This window comes from Actinosynnema sp. NPDC059797 (assembly GCF_042732085.1).
Lineage (GTDB): Bacteria > Actinomycetota > Actinomycetes > Mycobacteriales > Pseudonocardiaceae > Actinosynnema.
Genome location: NZ_JBHWIE010000015.1, coordinates 53911 through 70168, shown reverse-complemented (window position 1 = coordinate 70168; position 16258 = coordinate 53911). Strand labels below are relative to the sequence as shown.

Below are 16258 nucleotides of genomic sequence, written 5' to 3'. Positions count from 1 at the left end.
GCACGTGCCCGGTGACCGGCGCGGTCGCGGGGGGGGCGGCCGGGGCCCCCGGGCGGGCGGGGAGCCGCCCCACGGCGGGGGGCGGCGCGCCCGCCGCGGCCCCCGGGGGCGGGGGCGGGGGGGGGGTGGGGGGGGGCGGGGGGGCCCCGGCGGGGGGGGGCGGCGCCCCGGTTCCCCCGTGGGTGCGGGGCCCCCCGCGCCGGTGTCACCGACCGGCCGGCGCGCCGTCGGTGACCGTGCCGGAGACCTCGACCGCGGCGGGACCCGGGGTGAGGGTCGCGAGGCGGAAGCGGACCTGCTCGGCCGGTTCGGCCTCCGCGTCGGCCACCGTCAGCACGAACACCTCCTTGTCCACCTCACCGGGCCGGAAGTAGGCCCCCACCGTCAACCCGGTGGACGACAACGGTCGCGAGGGCAGCGGCTCCTCGCGGGAGACGCGCTGGCGGAACCACGTCTCGTCCACGTCCGTGGTGGACAGCTCCGCCCCTCCCGGCGCGATCGGCCGGCCCTGGACCGTGACGTTCGAGTCGGCCGCGTCGGACAGCGTCACCCGCCAGGTCAGGGTGCCGCCCTCGGGGACGGCGTCGGTGACCGGGGTGGCGGTGATGGACGGCATCGGGTCGTCGTTCGGCACGGTCAGCCGGTTCGAGTAGTGGCCGACGACCACGCCCCTCACCGCCTTGACCAGCACCGCGCGCTTCACGTCGAAGCTCCAGCGGGTGTTGCCGGTGACCCGCACCGGGACCTCGACCTCCCGCTGCCCCGGCGCGATCGCCGCCAGCCGCTCCTCGTACGGGCCGCCGACCTCGCCCTGCACGAACACCCGCACGGAGCCCGCGCCGTCGCCGGTGACCGAGACCGGGAACCGGACGGTCCGCGTGCCGGAGTCGCCCTCCTCGACGGTCAGCGCGCCCACGTCGACGCGCGGCAGCGCCACCGGGCGCGGGTCGGGCAGGCCGGGCGCCCAGCCGTGGGCGTCCACGAGCCACGCCTGGCCGGAGCCGCCGTGCGGGACGAGTTCCAGCTCGGCCACGCGGCGCGCGTCGATCTCGTGCGGCGGCAGCGGCACGCGGACCTCCTGCGCCCAGCGCGCGGACTGCCTCTCGGTGGCGGGCAGCCCGTCCAGCGACACCGAGCCCAGTCGGGCGCGACGCCCCGACGCGTCGGTGACGGCCACGTCGAAGCGGGTGGCCGTGGTGTTCGGCGGGACGATGAGGCGCAGCGCCAGGGCCCGCGCGCCCGCCAGGAACACCGGCGCGCCGGGGCGCACGGTCGCGGCCTGCCCGTCGGCGGTCCACCGCAGCGCCACCGCGAACCGGCCGGACTCCGGCACGATCCGGTTGAACCGCGCGAAGTGCGGCGACGGCCGGGTGTCCACCGGGTCCACGCACGCCGCGGCCGGGTCGGCCGAGACCTGCGCGCACACCCGCGCGGACCCGCCCGCCGCGGTCGCCTCGTCGGGCACCACGAACGGGGAACGGGCACCGCCCACGGCGTGGGTGAGGACGCGCGCCGGGTCGGCCGAGGGCGCGCGGACGCCCGAGCCGTCGAGCAGCGGCAGCACCCGCCGGTCGCCGGCGACGAACAGGCGCGCCGCGGCGGCGATGTAGGTCGCGCCCGCGGTCTGCTGCTGCTCCGGCGTGAGCCGGGTGGGCGTGCCCGGCGAGCACACGGCGTCGGCGGGCGGGGTGCGGAAGTCGTCCTGCGCCGGGGCCTCGGCCTGGCCGGGCGTCCACTCGGTGTTGAAGTAGTTGTGGTTCGCGCCGACGAAGTACAGCGCGCCGTGCAGCGCGGTCCCCCGGCTCACCCCACGGGTCGCGTCCACGAACAGCTGGCCCTGGAGGTCGGCCACGTCGCCGTCGCAGCCGGGCAGGATCGTCGCCGAGGGCACGTCCGGCGCCGGGTTGTGCCCGAAGATCGTCGGGCCGATGAGCAGCTGGCCCTTGACCCGCCAGCGCACGGGGCCGTCGTACCCGCTGCCGGGAGGCGGCGGGGAGAGGCTGTCGAGGACGGCCCGGTTGACGCCCTCGCCGCCGCGCGAGTGCCCGACCAGCAGCACCTCGCCCAAGTCGGCGACGGGCGCGGCGCGGACGACCTCCGGCGCGGAGCCGCGACCGGCGCCCGCCCAGTCCGCCCACCTCGCCAGGTGCGCGCGGACCAGCGCCGACCGCGCGCCCGCGCCCGCGTCGACGTCCAGCGTGTCCTGGGCGTTGACCGAGTTGGCCGAGATCGACGCGGTCACGTAGCCCTGCGAGGCGAGCAGCCGCTGCGCCTGGAGGTACCCGCGGTGGCTGGGCACCGGCTTGGCGGGCGCCGGGCAGGGCCACTCCAGCAGCCCCTGGGCCCCGTCGTAGCAGGTGATGTGCCTGCCGTGGAGGAACAGCGCCAGCGGGCGCCTGCCCGGCGCGCCGACCGGCGCGACGACCACGGCCTCCATCTCCAGCGGCACCGCGTAGCCGGGCGCGGTGACGGGGTCGAGCCGGTACTCCCCCGTGCGCGTGGCGAACGGGCCGGGCGTGCCCGGGTCGACTCCCCCGGCGGGCAGCGCCGCGGGCAGCGCCGCGGTCGCCGCGGTCGACGGCGGAGCGGGCTCCTCGACGTCCAACCGCCTGCCCGACAGGCGGACCTGGAGCCGTGCGGGGTCGTCGACCCCGGCCGCGTCCAGGGTGTGGGTGCGCAGGTCCGCGGACGGGCGCGGCACCCCCAGCAGCCGGTCGCCCTCCCAGAACTCGACCGCGGCGCCGCCCGGCGGCACCGGGGCGGGCGCGGTCCACGTCAGCCGGTCGCCGGAGATCGACCACCCCGGCGACGGCACCGACGACGCCACCGCCGACACCGGCGGCGGCAGGTCCGGCGCTCGTCCGGGCTGGGCCTGGGCCGTCGCCGTGACCGGCGCGGCGAGAGCGGCCGCCGTCAGCACGGGTAACAAGAGTTTCAGCGAGCGCATGGGCGATCCCCCTGGACTGGTCGACGGCCGACCAGTTCTAGCGGTGCCGGACGCGGCGTCACAAGCACTTCCGAAAATGTTTCGGGCCCGTGGCCGCAACACTTCCCGAAAGTCCCCCGTGCGCCCGGGTCGCCCGCCGGGGAGCGGGCGACCCGGAGCCGGGGTCAGCCCAGCGGTTCGACCCAGATGTTGCGGAACCTGACGTTCTCGCCGGGGTCGCCGTGGTCCTGGAGCCGCAGCGGGCCGGCGGTCGGGGCCTCGGGCGCGCCACCGCCGGTCGGGCCGTCGACGGCGAAGTCCCGGTGGACCGTGACGCCGTTCCACACCACGGTGACGCGGGCGTTCTCAATCTTCACGCCGGCGCTGTCGAAGCGCGCCGCGCGGAACGTGACGTCGTAGGTCTGCCAGGTCCGCGGCGCGGTGGCGGCGTTGGACGACGCCGCCCTCTTCAGGTAGATGGCGCCCGCGTCGTCGGCGGCCGGCGGCTGCTTGCCGTAGCTGTCCAGGATCTGGAGCTCGTAGCGGTCCTGGAAGTACACGCCGCTGTTGGCGCGCTGCTGGCCGGTGACGTTCGGCGGCAGGTCCGGCAGCCAGAACTCCAGGTGCAGCTTGAAGTCGCCGAACAGGTGCCTGCTGCGGATGTCGCCGCCCAGCGCCTCCATCGAGCCGTTGGCGACCGGCCACGAGGGAGCGCTGCCGTCGGCGTTGCGCCAGTTCTCCGTGCCGCCGCCGTCGTAGAGCACGACGCGCCGGGCCGGGGTGACGGTCAGGTAGTCGAGGTTGACGTGCCCCACGTCGCCGCCGTCCACCTTGTACGCGATGGTGTTCGCGCCCGCCCGCAGCGCCAGCGACTCGGTGTGCGTCGCCCACGTGTCCCAGTTGCCGGTGTCGGCCAGGGCGACCTGCCTGACCTTCACGTCGTTGACGTAGACGCTGATCGTCTTCGTCCCCGACGACGGGTTCGGCCCGTTGCTGTAGCGCAGGCCCACGGTGTGCGCGCCCGCCGCCGTGGCGTTCACGGCGAACCGGGTGGTCGCGCCCGGCGTGCCGTAGCCGTCGACGAAGCCCGCGCCGGAGTAGCCGGTGTGGTCGGTGTTGACGCCCGCGCCGCCGGACAGGGCCGCGCTCTCCGCCTCGAACGACTGGGTGGCCGACGGCGCGACGCCCACGAGGTTGTTGAGCGTGTACCAGGTCTCGGTGCTCCACAGCGGCACGCCGGTGTTCGAGGAGAACGGGCGCGGCGAGCGCAGGTGCACCACGCGGCCGGCCTTGAGGCCGTCGACCTTGAGCGTGACCTTGCGGCCGTCCGCGGACAGCGTCGCCGAGGCGATCGACAGGTTCTCCTGGTCCACCTTGGGCCCGCCGTACGAGGGCGCCGGCGCGTACCGCCACTGCTGGGCGCGGTAGCGGCCCGCCAGCCCGGCCGCGGTCTCCGCCGACAGCGGCTGGGTGTACTCGACCTCGAACCCGCCCGCGACGGCGCGCATCGCGAGGATGTCGAACGTCCGGCCGCCGTTGGGGGCGAGCTTCTGGAGGCCGTATAGCAGCTTGCCGTCCTGGCCCCAGTTGCCGCCGTCGCCGATGCCGCCGATGTAGAGGGCGCCGTCCGGGCCGAGCGTGATCCGGTTGACGCCCGCTTCGAGGCCCTGGGTCATCCGGAACACCGCGCCCTGGTACTCGCCGTTGACCTTCTCCAGGAACGCGCGCTGGAGGCCGCCGTAGGTGACGTCGCCGAAGACCATCTGCCCGGCGTAGACGCCCTGGGTGAGCTGGAGCGGCGTGCTGGGCGAGTTCGCGATCTCGTTCTGCGGCAACCACAGCACGGGCGCGGTGACCGGGTTCGCGTCGAACGGGCCGGCCGGGTTGGTGTAGTGGTTGAAGAACCGGCCCTCCTTGACGTGGACCATCTTCGACGCGGGCAGGTAGCCGCCCTGGTTGTCGTTGACGAACATGCCGCCCTCGGGGCCCCAGCCGATCCCGTTGGGGGTGCGCAGGCCGCCGGCGAGGTAGGTGACCCGCCCGGTGGCGCGGTCGACCTTCACCGTCGTGCCGCGGTTGGCGGCGGGCTGCGGGTTGGTGGTCGCGCCGCCCTCGTTGATGGCGACGGACAGGTTGAGGTAGAACGCGCCGTCCTTGTAGAGCAGGCCGAACGCGAACTCGTGGAAGTTGCCGCCGTACGGCCAGGTGGCGATCGCGCGGGACTGGTCGACGACGTCGTCGCCGTTGGTGTCGGCCAGCTCGGTCAGCTGGTGCTTCTGCGACACGTAGATGCGGCCGTCGAGCACCTTCACGCCCATCGGCTCGCGCAGGTTCGTCGCGATGCGCTTGGTGGTGACCCGGTCGGGCGAGGTGGCGCCGGTGACGTTGCCGAGCACCCACAGCTCGCCGGTGTCGGTGCTCTTGCCGTCCCACGTGGCGATGACCAGGCGGCCGTCCGGCAGCCAGTCCATCGCGCTGACGCGGGGCTGGAAACCGCTCGGGCGCAGGTTGGTGAGGGTGTAGTCGGGGTGGACGGCGTTGAGCGGCAGGCCGTCGCCGGGCGTGTCGGAGCCCGTCGCGCACTCCTTGCGGCCGGGCGCGGTGACCCGGACGACGCCGGCGTCCGTGCTCAGCGCCGAGGTGGGCACCAACGAGAAGTCGGCCGCGCCCGGCGGCTTCCACTGGAGGGTGAGCTGCTGCCCGCCGTCGCGTTCGAAGTGCTCGATCAGCAGGGGGTGGAGGCCGGCGGACAGGGTGACCGCGCCGTCCTTGGGGTCCGGCCCGTGCAGGCCGTCGTGGTCGACGACCACCCGGCCGTCGAGGGACAGCCGTGAGCCGTCGTCGCTGAGCAGGCGGAACGCGTAGGCGCCCGCCTGGGTGACGTTGAGGTTGCCGGTCACCTGGGCCACGAAGCGGTCGGCGAACCCGAAGTGGTCGGTCGTGGTCCAGTCGACGGTGGGCATGAGCTTGTCGACGTTGGGCGTCTGGGCGGGTTTGAGGGCGCAGAGCCGGTCCAGCGGCACCTGCACGTCGAACACCCGCAGCGTCACGCCGGGTTCCTGGGGCGGTGGGGCGTCGTACCGCGGGTCCGCGGCGGCCGGGGCTCCCGAGCCGCCGATCAGCAGGGCCGCGGCCAGGGGGAGGAGGGTCGAGGTGCGCGTCCGCCGCGCTGTCCATCTCATATCCATGCTCCTGGGGAGGGCAGGGACGACCACGCTGGTCCGACGTCGTCGTCGCACGGTTGCAGGGCCCGCACGTGGTGGCGGGTGGAGACGGTGCCGATCACGGGTGCTCAGGGTGTTGACCGAACGTGATCGACCGTAAGTGCCGTGCGACGGCAAGTCCAGAACTTTCGTCGATTTTGACCGGACTTTTGTCTGATCTGAGCATAAGTAGGGACGTTGACAGGGACGGCCGGGCGCACCGACACCGGCGATGATCTGGATCACTGACACGATCGAGGTGACGCACCTCATCGACGGGCATCGTTTGGCTGATGTTGAGCATTGGTAAATATGCAAACGCATGCGCGTTGTCGACCTGGAGGAACCATGCACGGGACCGAAACCGCACGAGCCGTCGCCAACCCCCGCCGGACCAGGCTGGGGGCGGACTGGACGGCGCGCTCCGCCGGCACGGCCGATCCCTCGGGCGTGAACCCCGAGCCCGCGCCCGAGGCGGGCGCCGGCGAGCGCTCCCTCGACTGAGCGGGCCGGGTCACCCGCCGGCGGGGCTCTTCCCGCGGGTAGGGGCTTGATCGGAGACGCACCGCTCCACGAGGTCGATGACTCGACCCCGGAGAGCAACCGCCACGCCGGCCGCTGGGACACGTCCAGGTGAATCGGCCGGCACGGCGGTTGTCGGGAACCCTCCCGGGCAGCCCTGAGCGACGTGGGGCGGGAGGTGAATCCGTTGACGTCGTCCACGATCGCACGTGGTGTCGCGTTGTTGGTGGCGCTGGTCGTCACGGCACCGTTGACCGCCGCGGTGTGCGGTATCGCACGGCTGGTGGCGCCCCGGCGGGCGCGCCCGGGTCGGTCCACGGTGCTGGTCACCACCACGCACATGACCAAGAGCCTGCTGCTCGCCCGGAAGTTCCACGAGGCGGGCCACCGCGTGGTGACCGTGTCCACCCCCCGGCACCGGTGGGGCCCGCTGCGCTTCTCCCGCGCCTCCCGCGCGTTCCACCTGGTCTCCGACCCCGGCACGGACCCCGCCGGCTACGTGCGGGACCTCGTCTCCGTGATCCGCGCCGAGGGCGTGGACCTGGTCGTGCCGGTCATCGACGAACCGGGGCTCGCCCAACCGACCTCCGACGCCGTCCCCGTGCTGGCCGAGCACTGCCGGGTGCTGGCCAACGACCCCGGGACGCACCACCTGCTCAACGACAAGGCGAGCTTCGCCGAACTGGTGCGGGCCGCGGGGCTGCCGCACCTGGAGACGCGGCGGATCACCGACGTGCGGCAGCTCTTCGACCCCGACCTCGTGGGCCGCGACCACGTGCTCAAGCCGCCCGAGTGGGCGTCCATGTCCGCCGACCACCGGCTGGTCGTGCTGTCCGGCCGGGCGGTCCCGCCGACCGGCCTGGCGATCGGACCGGACCGGCCGTGGGTGCTGCAACGGCGCGTCGCCGGCTCGGAGTACTGCGCGCACGCGACGTGCCTCGACGGCCGGGTCACCGCGTACACGTGCTCGGCGTCCTCGGCGCTCCAGCTGAACTACCACCACGTCGAGGTGCCCGAGATCTGGAGTTGGGTGCGCGTTTTCGTGACGGCGCACCGGCTCCACGGCCAGGTGTCGTTCGACTTCATCGTCGAGGACGGCGTGCCCTACGCCATCGAGTGCAACCCGCGGCCCCACTCCGCGCTGGTGGCCTTCCACGACAGCCCGGACCTGGCCGCGGCCTACCTCGACCCCTCACCCGACGACGTCGCGCGCCCGCGGCCCGGCTCGCCCCCGGTGCACTGGCTGGGCGCGGAGCTGGGCGGGCTGTGGCCTGCGCTGCGGCAGCGGCGGGCGCGGGCATGGCTGCGCGCACTCCGGCACGGCAAGGACGCCGTCTTCGACTGGCGGGACCCCTTGCCGTTCCTGGTGATGCACCACGTGCAGTTCCCCTTGATCGTGCTGCGCGCCCTGGCGGCGCGCAAGCGGTGGGACCGCGTCAACTGGGCCACCGGCAAGCTCGTGTGACACCGGAAGGGATCCCCATGACGGCCTTGCACGTCGACAAGTACGCCACCTCGTCCCACTACTCGGGGTCGGGGAGCATCCGGTGCGGCTCCGGCCGGCGGTCGCTGACCGTGGACGCGACCTTCGACCTGCGCAGCGAAGTGCGGCTGGTGGACGGCGTCTTCGACCCCGCGACACCTGACCTGGCCGAGGTGTACCGGCCCGCGGGGCGGTGCGTGGCCATCGTGGACGCCACCGTCGACCGCATCCACGGCGGCGCGCTGCGCGCCTACTTCGCCGCGCACGGCATCCCGCTGGCGGCGATGGTGTGCCGGGCGCTGGAGGAGGACAAGAACCTCGACGTGGTGTGCCGCATGGCGGCTTTCCTGGGCAGCGACGGCCACGACCTCGCGCGCGGCGAACCGGTGCTGGTCGTCGGCGGCGGCGTGCTCACCGACACGGCGGGCCTCGCGTGCGCGCTGCTCAACCGCCGCACCCCGTACATCATGATCGGGACCAGCGTCGTGTCGGCGGTCGACGCGGGGCCGTCACCGCGCACGTGCGTCAACGGCAACCTGATGAAGAACGCCCTGGGCGCCTACCACCCGCCGGTGCTCACCCTGGTGGACCGGGCCCTGTTCGCCACGCTGGCCCCCGAGCACCTCCGGCACGGCGTGGCCGAGATCGTGAAGATGGCCGCCGTCGACGACGAGGTGCTGTTCGGCCTGCTCCAGCGGCACGGCCGCGCGCTGCTGGACACCCGGTTCGCCACCGCCGGCGACGACCCCGAGTTGACCGCGGTCGCCGACGAGGTGCTGTTCCGCTCCCTCTACGCGTACATGCGGTACGAGGGCACGAACATGTTCGAGACGCGGCAGGACCGCCCGCACGCCTACGGCCACACCTGGAGCACGAAGTTCGAGCCGGTCGCCGGGCTGATGCACGGCCACGCGGTGGCGATCGAGATGGCCCTGACCGCGACGCTGGCCACCCTGGTGGGCTGGCTGGACACCGACGGTCGCGACGCGCTGCTGGGAGTGTGCCGGGACCTGGGCCTGGCCGTGCACCACCCGGTGATCGAGGACCTGGAGCTGATGAAGGCCGCGCAGGAGACCGTGCGGCGCAAGCGCGGCGGCTCCGCGCTGTGGGTGGTGGCACCGCGTGGCGGCCTGGGCAGGTGCGACTACCTGGCCGAGGTCGAGGACTCGCTGCTGGCCGAGGCGGTGGACCGGCACCGGGCGCGCTGCGGCGGGTTCTCCGACGGCGGCGGCGGGCTGGGCATGTACCTGCACGACGCGAGGTGGGCTTGATGCGGCCGGTGACCCCGCTGTCGATCCTGGCGAACGAGCTGGAGCTGCTCCACCGGGAGCGGCCGTCCGCGCGCCTGGACCGCGCGCTCGCCCTGGCCGCCGGCCTGGACGACTACCTCTCGGCGGTGACCACGCCCGAGTCCGACCGGCTCGCCGCGCTGAACCGCCGGACCACCGGGCACGTGTGGACGGGTTCGCGGGACGGCGTGGCGACCCTCGAACCGGAGATGCTGTCCGGCCACGTGGAGGGGCAGCTGCTGCGGTTCCTGGTCGCCGTGACCGGGGCCCGCCGGGTCCTGGAGATCGGCACGTTCACCGGCTACTCGGCGCTGGCCATGGCCGAGGCGCTGCCCGCCGACGGGCGCGTGGTCACCTGCGAGGCCGACCCGCGCGCCGCGGCGGTGGCCCGTGAGGCGTTCGCCGGGTGCGACCGGATCACGCTGGCGGAGGGACCGGCGCTGTCCACCCTCGACCGGCTCGCCGGTGCGGGCGAGGTGTTCGACTTCGCCTTCGTCGACGCCGACAAGACCCAGTACTGGGACTACCTCGACGTGGCCCACCGATGCGGGCTGCTCGCCCCCGGCGGTGTGGTCGTGGTCGACAACACCCTGTTCCAGGGCGAGGTCTACCTCGACGCGGGGCAGCGGTCGCCGCAGGGCGCCGCCATCGCGGAGTTCAACGCGCGGGTGGCCGCGCACCCGGCGTTCGAGCAGGTGCTGCTGCCGCTGCGGGACGGGGTGACGCTGATCCGCGTCCTGCGGTGAGCGGCGGCTCGCGGAGGTCCCCACCGGCAACCCGGTTCCCGGCGATCGGGCATCCGGTGACCGGATGCCCGGCGATCGGCCCGAACCCCGAACCGACGTGCCCCGGAGCCCGCCCGGCCCGTGTGACGATGGCCCGGTGCGCGTGGTCGTCGCGGTGCTGGTGCTGCTCGGGCTCGGCGGGGTCGTCGCCTGGCAGGTCGGCGACGCGCTGGGGCTGGAGGTCCGACCGGCGGACGTCCCGGTCGAGCGGCCCGTCGCCGCGCCACCACAGGCACTCGCACCGCCACCGGGGATCGACTCGATCGGCGTCCCCGACGACCCCCGGTTGCGGCTCGCCGCCGGGGCCGTCGCGGACGCGTTGGTCGGGCGCGGGCTCCCCCGGCCGGTCGTGGGCGAGACCGGGCGGCTCGGGGTTCGGACCGAGGCCGGTCTGCCCGGGGAGGGCTACCGGGTCGACGCCGGGCCCGTCGTGGTCGGCAGCACCCCCGCCGGCATCGCGGCCGGGTTGTACGACATCGCCGACCGGGTCCGCACCGGGCGCGAGGTGGTCGCCGACGGGCGGGTGGTCGCGCCCCGGCTCGGGCTGCGCCTCACCGACCTCGGCGCGGTCGGCCTGCCCGACGACCCGGAGCGGTTCGCCCGGGGCGACGACTACTCGCTGAACTCCGACGTGGTGGGGTCGGCGGTCCTGCCGGATGCCCCTTACGTCGACCGGGCGGCGGTGGACGTGATCGCCCGCCAGTTCCGGGAGCTGGTGCGCCACTCGCTGGCCGACGGGTACAACGCGGTCGTCGTGCCCGGTTTCCTGGAGTACGTCACGTTCGACGGGCTCGGCGTCCACCCGGACGGCGACCCGCACGTGGCGCGGGCCGAGGCGATGGCGGACGCGTTCGGGCCGGTCTGGCGGTACGCCCACGACCTGGGCATGAAGGTCTACCTGTCCACGGACATGCTCGCCCTCTCACCGCCGCTGCGGGACTTCCTGGAGCGCGAGGCGGGCGGGCTGCGCACCGAGGACGACCGGCTGTGGCGGGTCTACCGGGCGGGCCTGTCGGAGGTGTTCGAGCGACTGCCCCACGTGGACGGGATGATGATCCGGATCGGCGAGGGCGGGTCGGCCTACCGGTTCGCCGGCTGGGACTACTACTCGGAGATCGCGGTGACCACGCCCGAGGCGGTGCGGGCGATGCTGCGGGCCTTCCTCGCCACGGCGGCCGAGCACGACCGGGAGATCGTCTTCCGGACGTGGAGCGTCGGCATCGGCGCGGTCGGCGACCTGCACACCAGCCGCGACGCCTACGAACAGGTGCTGGGCGGGCTGCGCGACGACCGGCTGGTGGTGTCCACCAAGTACTCCCTCGGCGACTTCTACAGCCACCTCCCGCTCAACGGCACGCTGCTGGTCGGGCACCACCGCCGGATCGTGGAGTTCCAGTCGCGCCGGGAGTTCGAGGGCCTCGGCGCGCTGCCGGACGACCTCGGCGAGCTGCACCGGCACGCGCTGCGCGCCTTCCTCGCCAACCCCCGCGTGGAGGGCGTGTGGACGTGGCGGCAGGGCGGCGGCCCGCTGTTGGCCGGCCCCCGCGCGCTCGACCTCAGGACCGGCTTCTGGCAGCTCTACGACCTCAACTCCTACGTCACCGGCAGGCTGGCGCGGGACCCCGACCAGGACGCGGCGCGGGCCACCGCCGACTGGGTGCGGCGCACGTTCTCCCACGACCCGGACGTGGTGCGCGCGGTGTGCGAGGCGCTGGCCCTGTCCCGGGAGGCGATCACCACGGGCCTGTACGTCGGCCCGTACGCGCAACACCGGGTGCGGGCGCTCGGCCTGGACCCGCCGCCCATGATGTGGATCTTCGAGTGGGACATCCCGACCGGTGACAGCGCCACGCTCGGCACGGTCTACGCGGTCGGCCGGGACCGGGTGGACGAGGCGGTCGCCGAGGGCGCGGCGGCGGTCGGCACGGCCCGCCGGATGCGCGAGCTGGTCGGGGCCGCGGACCCGGCCGGGTGGCGCGACCCCGTGCTGCGCGAGCGGTTCGTCGCCGCCCTGGACTACCAGGTCGACCTGTTCGGGGTGCTGGCCGCCTACCGGACCGCCGCGCTGCGCCACGCGCAGTGGCTGGACACCGGCGACGCGGGCGCGGAGGACGCGGCGCGGGACGCCAGGGCGGAGTACGCGGTGCGGCGCGACGGTCACCTGCGCGCCTACGGCGACGACCTGGAGCTGCCGGCCTACAACCTCGTCGCGGCCGACCTCGGGCTGGCCAGGGCCGCCCGCGACGAGCCGATGGCGTGGGCGGCGCGCGGCGTGCTGCTGGGCCTGGTCCTCGCGTTCGCCCTGGGGTGGCGCAGACCGTGGGCGCGGGCGCTGACCCGGCCGTGGCGGCGGGTCGGGGTGTCCGGTGTCGACCGGGTGCTGGTGTGGGCCGTGCCGGCGGTCGCGGTCGTGCTCGGCCGGGCGGTGCTCACGTGGTTCGCCGCGCCCGCCCACCTGGCCCCGGTGCTGGGCGCGTGGCTGCTGTTCGCGGTGGTGCTGCGGCTGACGGCGGGCCGGGAGGTCCGGTCGCGGCTCGCGGCGGCGGTCGGCGCGGTGGCGCTGCTGCGCTCGGTGCTGCTGCTGGGGGTGCTGGCGGTGCGCGGGCCGGGGCAGTACTGGTTCGCGTTCTGGACCGACCCGGTCGCGCGGGCGGCGTACGTGACCGTGGCGTTCGCGGCGTTCCTGGGGGTCTTCGTCGCGGCGTACGCGGTGCTGCGGGACGGCGCGGGGCGGCTCGGCGCGGTCGGGCGGGTGCTGGTCGCGGCCGGGACGCCGCTCGCGGTGCTGGGCGCGCTGGTGGCGGCGGTGGGCCTGGAGCGCGCCCTGACGACGTGGAACGACCAGCTCGCGCTGCTGCCGTGGGGTTTGTCGCGCATCCTCGGCATCACCGTGCACCTGGGCATCCCGACCTCGCTGCCGACGGTCGCGCTGGTCGTCGGCGGCGCGGCGGTGGTGCTCGGCGCGGCGGTGGCGATGGGCGCGGCGGTGGGCTCGGCCCGCACCACCCGACGCGTCTGAGGACGCGCGTCAGCTGTCCAGCGCGGCGCGCACCTTCTCGATCACGGCGGTCTCCACCTCGGCCACCTGGCCGTCGGCCTTGGCCACCTCGTGGCAGATCGCCTCGACCGCGTCCGGGAAGGAGGCGGCCTCGGCGGGCGCCTTCGTGCGGAGGATCTTCATCGACAGCCGGAGGGCGTCCAGGACCTGGCCCTCCAGCTCGTCCTCCGGGACCGCCGAGAGGTCGAACCGGGACGCGTGCAGGACGACGCGCAGCTCCGGCGAGAGGTTCGTCAGGGCGCGCAGGCCCGCGTAGCGCTCCTGGATCACGGGACCGGGGTCGGCGTGGGACACCAGCACCATCACGCCGAACACAGCCGTGCGCAGCGTCCGGCTCTCCGCGTCCGTGTAGAAGATCATGCGCTCAGCCTAGTGCCCGCCCGCGCCGCCGAGCGCGTCGTACCCGACGAAGCCGAACAGGCGCACGCCCGGCGCCAGGGGCCGCGGTTCGCCGCGGAAGACGTGCGCCCCGACGCCGAAGCCCGCGCCCGGTTCGGACAGCCACCGGCGCTCGAAACCGCGTTCCTCGAACCACCCGCAGATCGACGGCACCAGGTCCGGCGCGCCGCGGTGCCGGGTCCAGACGACGGTGCCGCCGGTCGCGCACAGCCCCGCGCAGGCGTCGACGGTCCGCTCGACGTCCTCGTCCGTGATGTTGCCGAACACCCCGCAGACCAGCACGAGGTCCGCCGGGACCAGGTCGAGGTAGCGGTCGGTGAGCGAGGCGTCGGCACGTACCACCTCCACCCGGTCCAGGCCGGCCGCCCGCGCCGCCGCCTCGGCGATGGCCGCGTTCCGCTCGTCCAGCTCCACCAGGCGCGCCCGGACGTCGTCCCGCCGGGGGTGGTCGGCGAGCACGCCCAGCAGGTCGCGCCCCTGGCCGGCGCACAGGCTGATCGCCCGCAGCGGTCCGGGCGGGCTGCCGTCCAGGGCCTCGCGGACCCGCGCCCGCACGGCCCTCAGCCGCAGCTCCAGCGGCGAGCCGGGGCGGTCGTAGTCGTCGTGCCACCCGTGCCAGTCCACGGCAGGTGACCCTACGGCGGCCTCGGACGCCGCGGCCACCGCTTTCTCACCGCCCGCCGTGGGGCACGTGCCGGTCGTACACGACGCTCCACGGGCGGGCCGCGGCCGGCGTCGGGACCGCCGGTTCCGGCGCCGGCTCCAGCGTCGCCGCGGCGACGGCCGCGAAGCGCTCCACGGCGGGGTGCGGCGACTGCGCCGGCCAGGCGGCGGAGGTGGTCAGGTGCAGCGGGTCGCCGGCGAGGGGCCGCCAGACCACGCGCACCTCGCGCCGCGCCGTGCTCTCCGGCTCGAACGCGACGCCGTGCCCGGCCAGCACCAGGCCCAGCAGGAACTCGGTGTTGCGGGCGTGGCGGATCCGCGCGGGCGTGAAGCCGTGCCGCCGGCAGACGTCCAGGACGTGGTCGTGCCGGCCCGGCGCGGTGGCGCGGGGCGGCAGGACGAGGTCGTGGCCCGCCAGGTCCGCCAGGGCCGGTTCGCCGCGCCGGGCCAGCGGCGACGTGCGCGGCAGGACCACGCCGAGCCGGGTCCGGCAGGTCGGGCCGAACCGCAGGTCGGGCGCGTCGACCGGGTGGTGGAGCAGGCCGACGTCGAGCCGGGCGTCGGCGAGCAGGCGCAGCTGCTCCCCCGTGGTCAGCTCCTGGAGGTCGACGTCGAGGCCGGGCAGCTCGTCGGCCAGGCGCCGCAGGAGGGCCTGGAGCACGACGGCCGGCGTCTCCGGCGGCACACCGGCCCGCAGGGCGCCCAGCGTGCCGTCGCGGACCATGCGCATGAGCGCCCGCACCCGCTGCTCGCCGGCGAGCAGGCCGCGCGCCTCGTCGAGCAGCAGCCGGCCGGCGTGGGTCAGCTCGACCCGGCGCCGGGAGCGGTCGAACAGCTCGACGCCCAGTTCCCGCTCCAGCCGCTGGATCGACTGGCTCAGCGGGGGCTGCGCGATGCCGAGCGCCTCGGCGGCGCGGCCGAAGTGCAGCTCTTCCGCGACCACCGCGAAGTACCGCAGGTGCCGGAAGAGGTCCATGCCGCGACGGTACGCGACCCGCGCCGGCTACCGTGGCGGCGTGCTCATGGCGGAGGTCTTCGACGAGGTCGGCGTGGACGCGCGGCTGCACGTGGTCGACGTGGACACCGGCCGCGAGGTCGGGCTGGGCGCGGACGAGCAGGTGGTGATCGCGTCCGTGTTCAAGGTCCTGCTGGTGCTGGAGTTCGCGCGGCAGGTGGTGGCCGGGCAGCTCGACCCCGCCGAACGGGTGCTGGTGCGCGCCGCGGACCGGCTGGGCGGCTGGGGCACGGCCGGGTGCGCGGACGACGTGGAGCTGTCGCTGCGCGACCTGGCGCACTTCGCCCTGTCGGTCAGCGACAACACGGCCGCCGACCTGCTGATGCGCCGGGTCGGCCCGGACGTGGTGCCGCTGCTGGCCGCGGAGCTGGGGCTGGGGCGCACCAGGGTGCTCGGCGGGCCGCGGCAGCTGCTGGAGTCGATGTTCGCCGACGTGGGCGCGCGGGACGCGGCCGAGTTCGCCCGGGTGTTCCCGACCCTGCCCGAGGAGCGGGTGCGGGCGCTGCGGGTCTTCGACCCCGACCACACCACCTCCAGCACCGCGCGGGAGGTCACCCGGCTGTTGAGCCTGGTCTGGCGCGACGAGGCCGGTCCGCCCGCCGCGTGCGCGATGGTGCGGGACCTGATGTCGCGGCAGGTGTTCCGGACCCGGCTGCCGTCCGGGTTCCCGCCCGACGTGCGGGTGACGGCCAAGACCGGCACCCTGCCGGGGCTGCACATCGAGGCGGGCGTGGCCGAGTACCCGGACGGCGGCCGGTACGCGATGGCGGTGTTCGCCCGCACCCGGCGGCTCGCCGCCCACCGGATCGACGTGGACCTCGCGATGGGCGCGGCGGCCCGCGCCGCGGTGGAGTCGCTGCGCGCGGGGTGAACCCCGCCTCGGCGGTGTGAACCACGACTCAGGCCCGCGCCCGG

11 protein-coding genes are annotated in these 16258 nt (G+C 75.0%); 6 read left to right on the top strand and 5 right to left on the bottom strand.

The features are described 5' to 3' along the window. Positions 1–205: 205 nt before the first annotated feature. Both ACFV4N_RS07460 and ACFV4N_RS07455 read right to left on the bottom strand, forming a co-directional pair. Positions 206–2947 (bottom strand): hypothetical protein, encoded by a 2742-nt coding sequence (locus ACFV4N_RS07460; protein ID WP_499671658.1) that lies wholly within the window; start codon positions 2945–2947, stop codon positions 206–208. Between the two features lie 164 nt (positions 2948–3111). Then, positions 3112–6108 carry a 3-keto-alpha-glucoside-1,2-lyase-like domain-containing protein gene (locus ACFV4N_RS07455; RefSeq protein ID WP_499671657.1) on the bottom strand — a complete coding sequence of 999 codons (2997 nt, stop codon included), beginning with the start codon at positions 6106–6108 and terminating at the stop codon, positions 3112–3114. A 369-nt stretch (positions 6109–6477) separates the two neighbouring features. On the opposite strand from ACFV4N_RS07455, the gene ACFV4N_RS07450 reads away from it, so the two are divergent. From ACFV4N_RS07450 to ACFV4N_RS07430, 5 genes are all read left to right on the top strand, one after another. Further along, the gene (locus ACFV4N_RS07450) at positions 6478–6633 is read left to right on the top strand and encodes a hypothetical protein (RefSeq protein WP_499671656.1); all 156 of its coding nucleotides are present in this window, start codon (positions 6478–6480) and stop codon (positions 6631–6633) included. Positions 6634–6838: 205 nt separating this feature from the next. Then, positions 6839–8116, top strand: a complete 1278-nt coding sequence (locus ACFV4N_RS07445; RefSeq protein WP_499671655.1) for an ATP-grasp domain-containing protein — start codon at positions 6839–6841, stop codon at positions 8114–8116. Positions 8117–8133: 17 nt separating this feature from the next. Next, the gene (locus ACFV4N_RS07440; RefSeq protein WP_499671654.1) at positions 8134–9405 is read left to right on the top strand and encodes a 3-dehydroquinate synthase family protein; all 1272 of its coding nucleotides are present in this window, start codon (positions 8134–8136) and stop codon (positions 9403–9405) included. Continuing rightward, entirely contained in the window at positions 9405–10169 is a 765-nt protein-coding gene (locus ACFV4N_RS07435; protein ID WP_499671653.1) for an O-methyltransferase, read from the top strand. The genes ACFV4N_RS07440 and ACFV4N_RS07435 overlap by 1 nt, the downstream gene beginning before the upstream one ends. Before the next feature lie 136 nt (positions 10170–10305). After that, positions 10306–13227 (top strand): hypothetical protein, encoded by a 2922-nt coding sequence (locus ACFV4N_RS07430; RefSeq protein WP_499671652.1) that lies wholly within the window; start codon positions 10306–10308, stop codon positions 13225–13227. 9 nt (positions 13228–13236) lie between these two features. Here the strand turns inward: ACFV4N_RS07430 and ACFV4N_RS07425 are convergent, their stop codons facing one another. The 3 genes from ACFV4N_RS07425 to ACFV4N_RS07415 are packed head-to-tail and all read right to left on the bottom strand — an operon-like array spanning position 13237 to position 15304. Beyond that, positions 13237–13626, bottom strand: coding sequence for a hypothetical protein (locus tag ACFV4N_RS07425; RefSeq protein WP_499671651.1), 390 nt, complete (start codon positions 13624–13626; stop codon positions 13237–13239). Positions 13627–13635: 9 nt separating this feature from the next. Beyond that, complete coding sequence (locus tag ACFV4N_RS07420; protein WP_499671650.1) at positions 13636–14289, bottom strand: hypothetical protein; 654 nt, start codon at positions 14287–14289, stop codon at positions 13636–13638. A 46-nt stretch (positions 14290–14335) separates the two neighbouring features. Continuing rightward, a complete protein-coding gene (locus ACFV4N_RS07415; RefSeq protein WP_499671649.1) occupies positions 14336–15304 on the bottom strand; it encodes a LysR family transcriptional regulator in 969 nt (322 codons plus the stop codon). On the opposite strand from ACFV4N_RS07415, the gene ACFV4N_RS07410 reads away from it, so the two are divergent. Further along, positions 15303–16214 carry a serine hydrolase gene (locus ACFV4N_RS07410; protein WP_499671648.1) on the top strand — a complete coding sequence of 304 codons (912 nt, stop codon included), beginning with the start codon at positions 15303–15305 and terminating at the stop codon, positions 16212–16214. The two genes, ACFV4N_RS07415 and ACFV4N_RS07410, sit on opposite strands and share 2 nt — an antisense overlap. Positions 16215–16258: the final 44 nt, after the last annotated feature.

Coding starts and splice junctions, on each gene's coding strand:
- ACFV4N_RS07460 (WP_499671658.1), bottom strand. CDS start 2,947: ATGCGCTCGCTGAAACTCTTGTTACCCGTGCTGACGGCGGCCGCTCTC.
- ACFV4N_RS07455 (WP_499671657.1), bottom strand. CDS start 6,108: ATGAGATGGACAGCGCGGCGGACGCGCACCTCGACCCTCCTCCCCCTG.
- ACFV4N_RS07450 (WP_499671656.1), top strand. CDS start 6,478: ATGCACGGGACCGAAACCGCACGAGCCGTCGCCAACCCCCGCCGGACC.
- ACFV4N_RS07440 (WP_499671654.1), top strand. CDS start 8,134: ATGACGGCCTTGCACGTCGACAAGTACGCCACCTCGTCCCACTACTCG.
- ACFV4N_RS07435 (WP_499671653.1), top strand. CDS start 9,405: ATGCGGCCGGTGACCCCGCTGTCGATCCTGGCGAACGAGCTGGAGCTG.
- ACFV4N_RS07425 (WP_499671651.1), bottom strand. CDS start 13,626: ATGATCTTCTACACGGACGCGGAGAGCCGGACGCTGCGCACGGCTGTG.
- ACFV4N_RS07410 (WP_499671648.1), top strand. CDS start 15,303: ATGCCGCGACGGTACGCGACCCGCGCCGGCTACCGTGGCGGCGTGCTC.
- ACFV4N_RS07415 (WP_499671649.1), bottom strand. CDS start 15,304: ATGGACCTCTTCCGGCACCTGCGGTACTTCGCGGTGGTCGCGGAAGAG.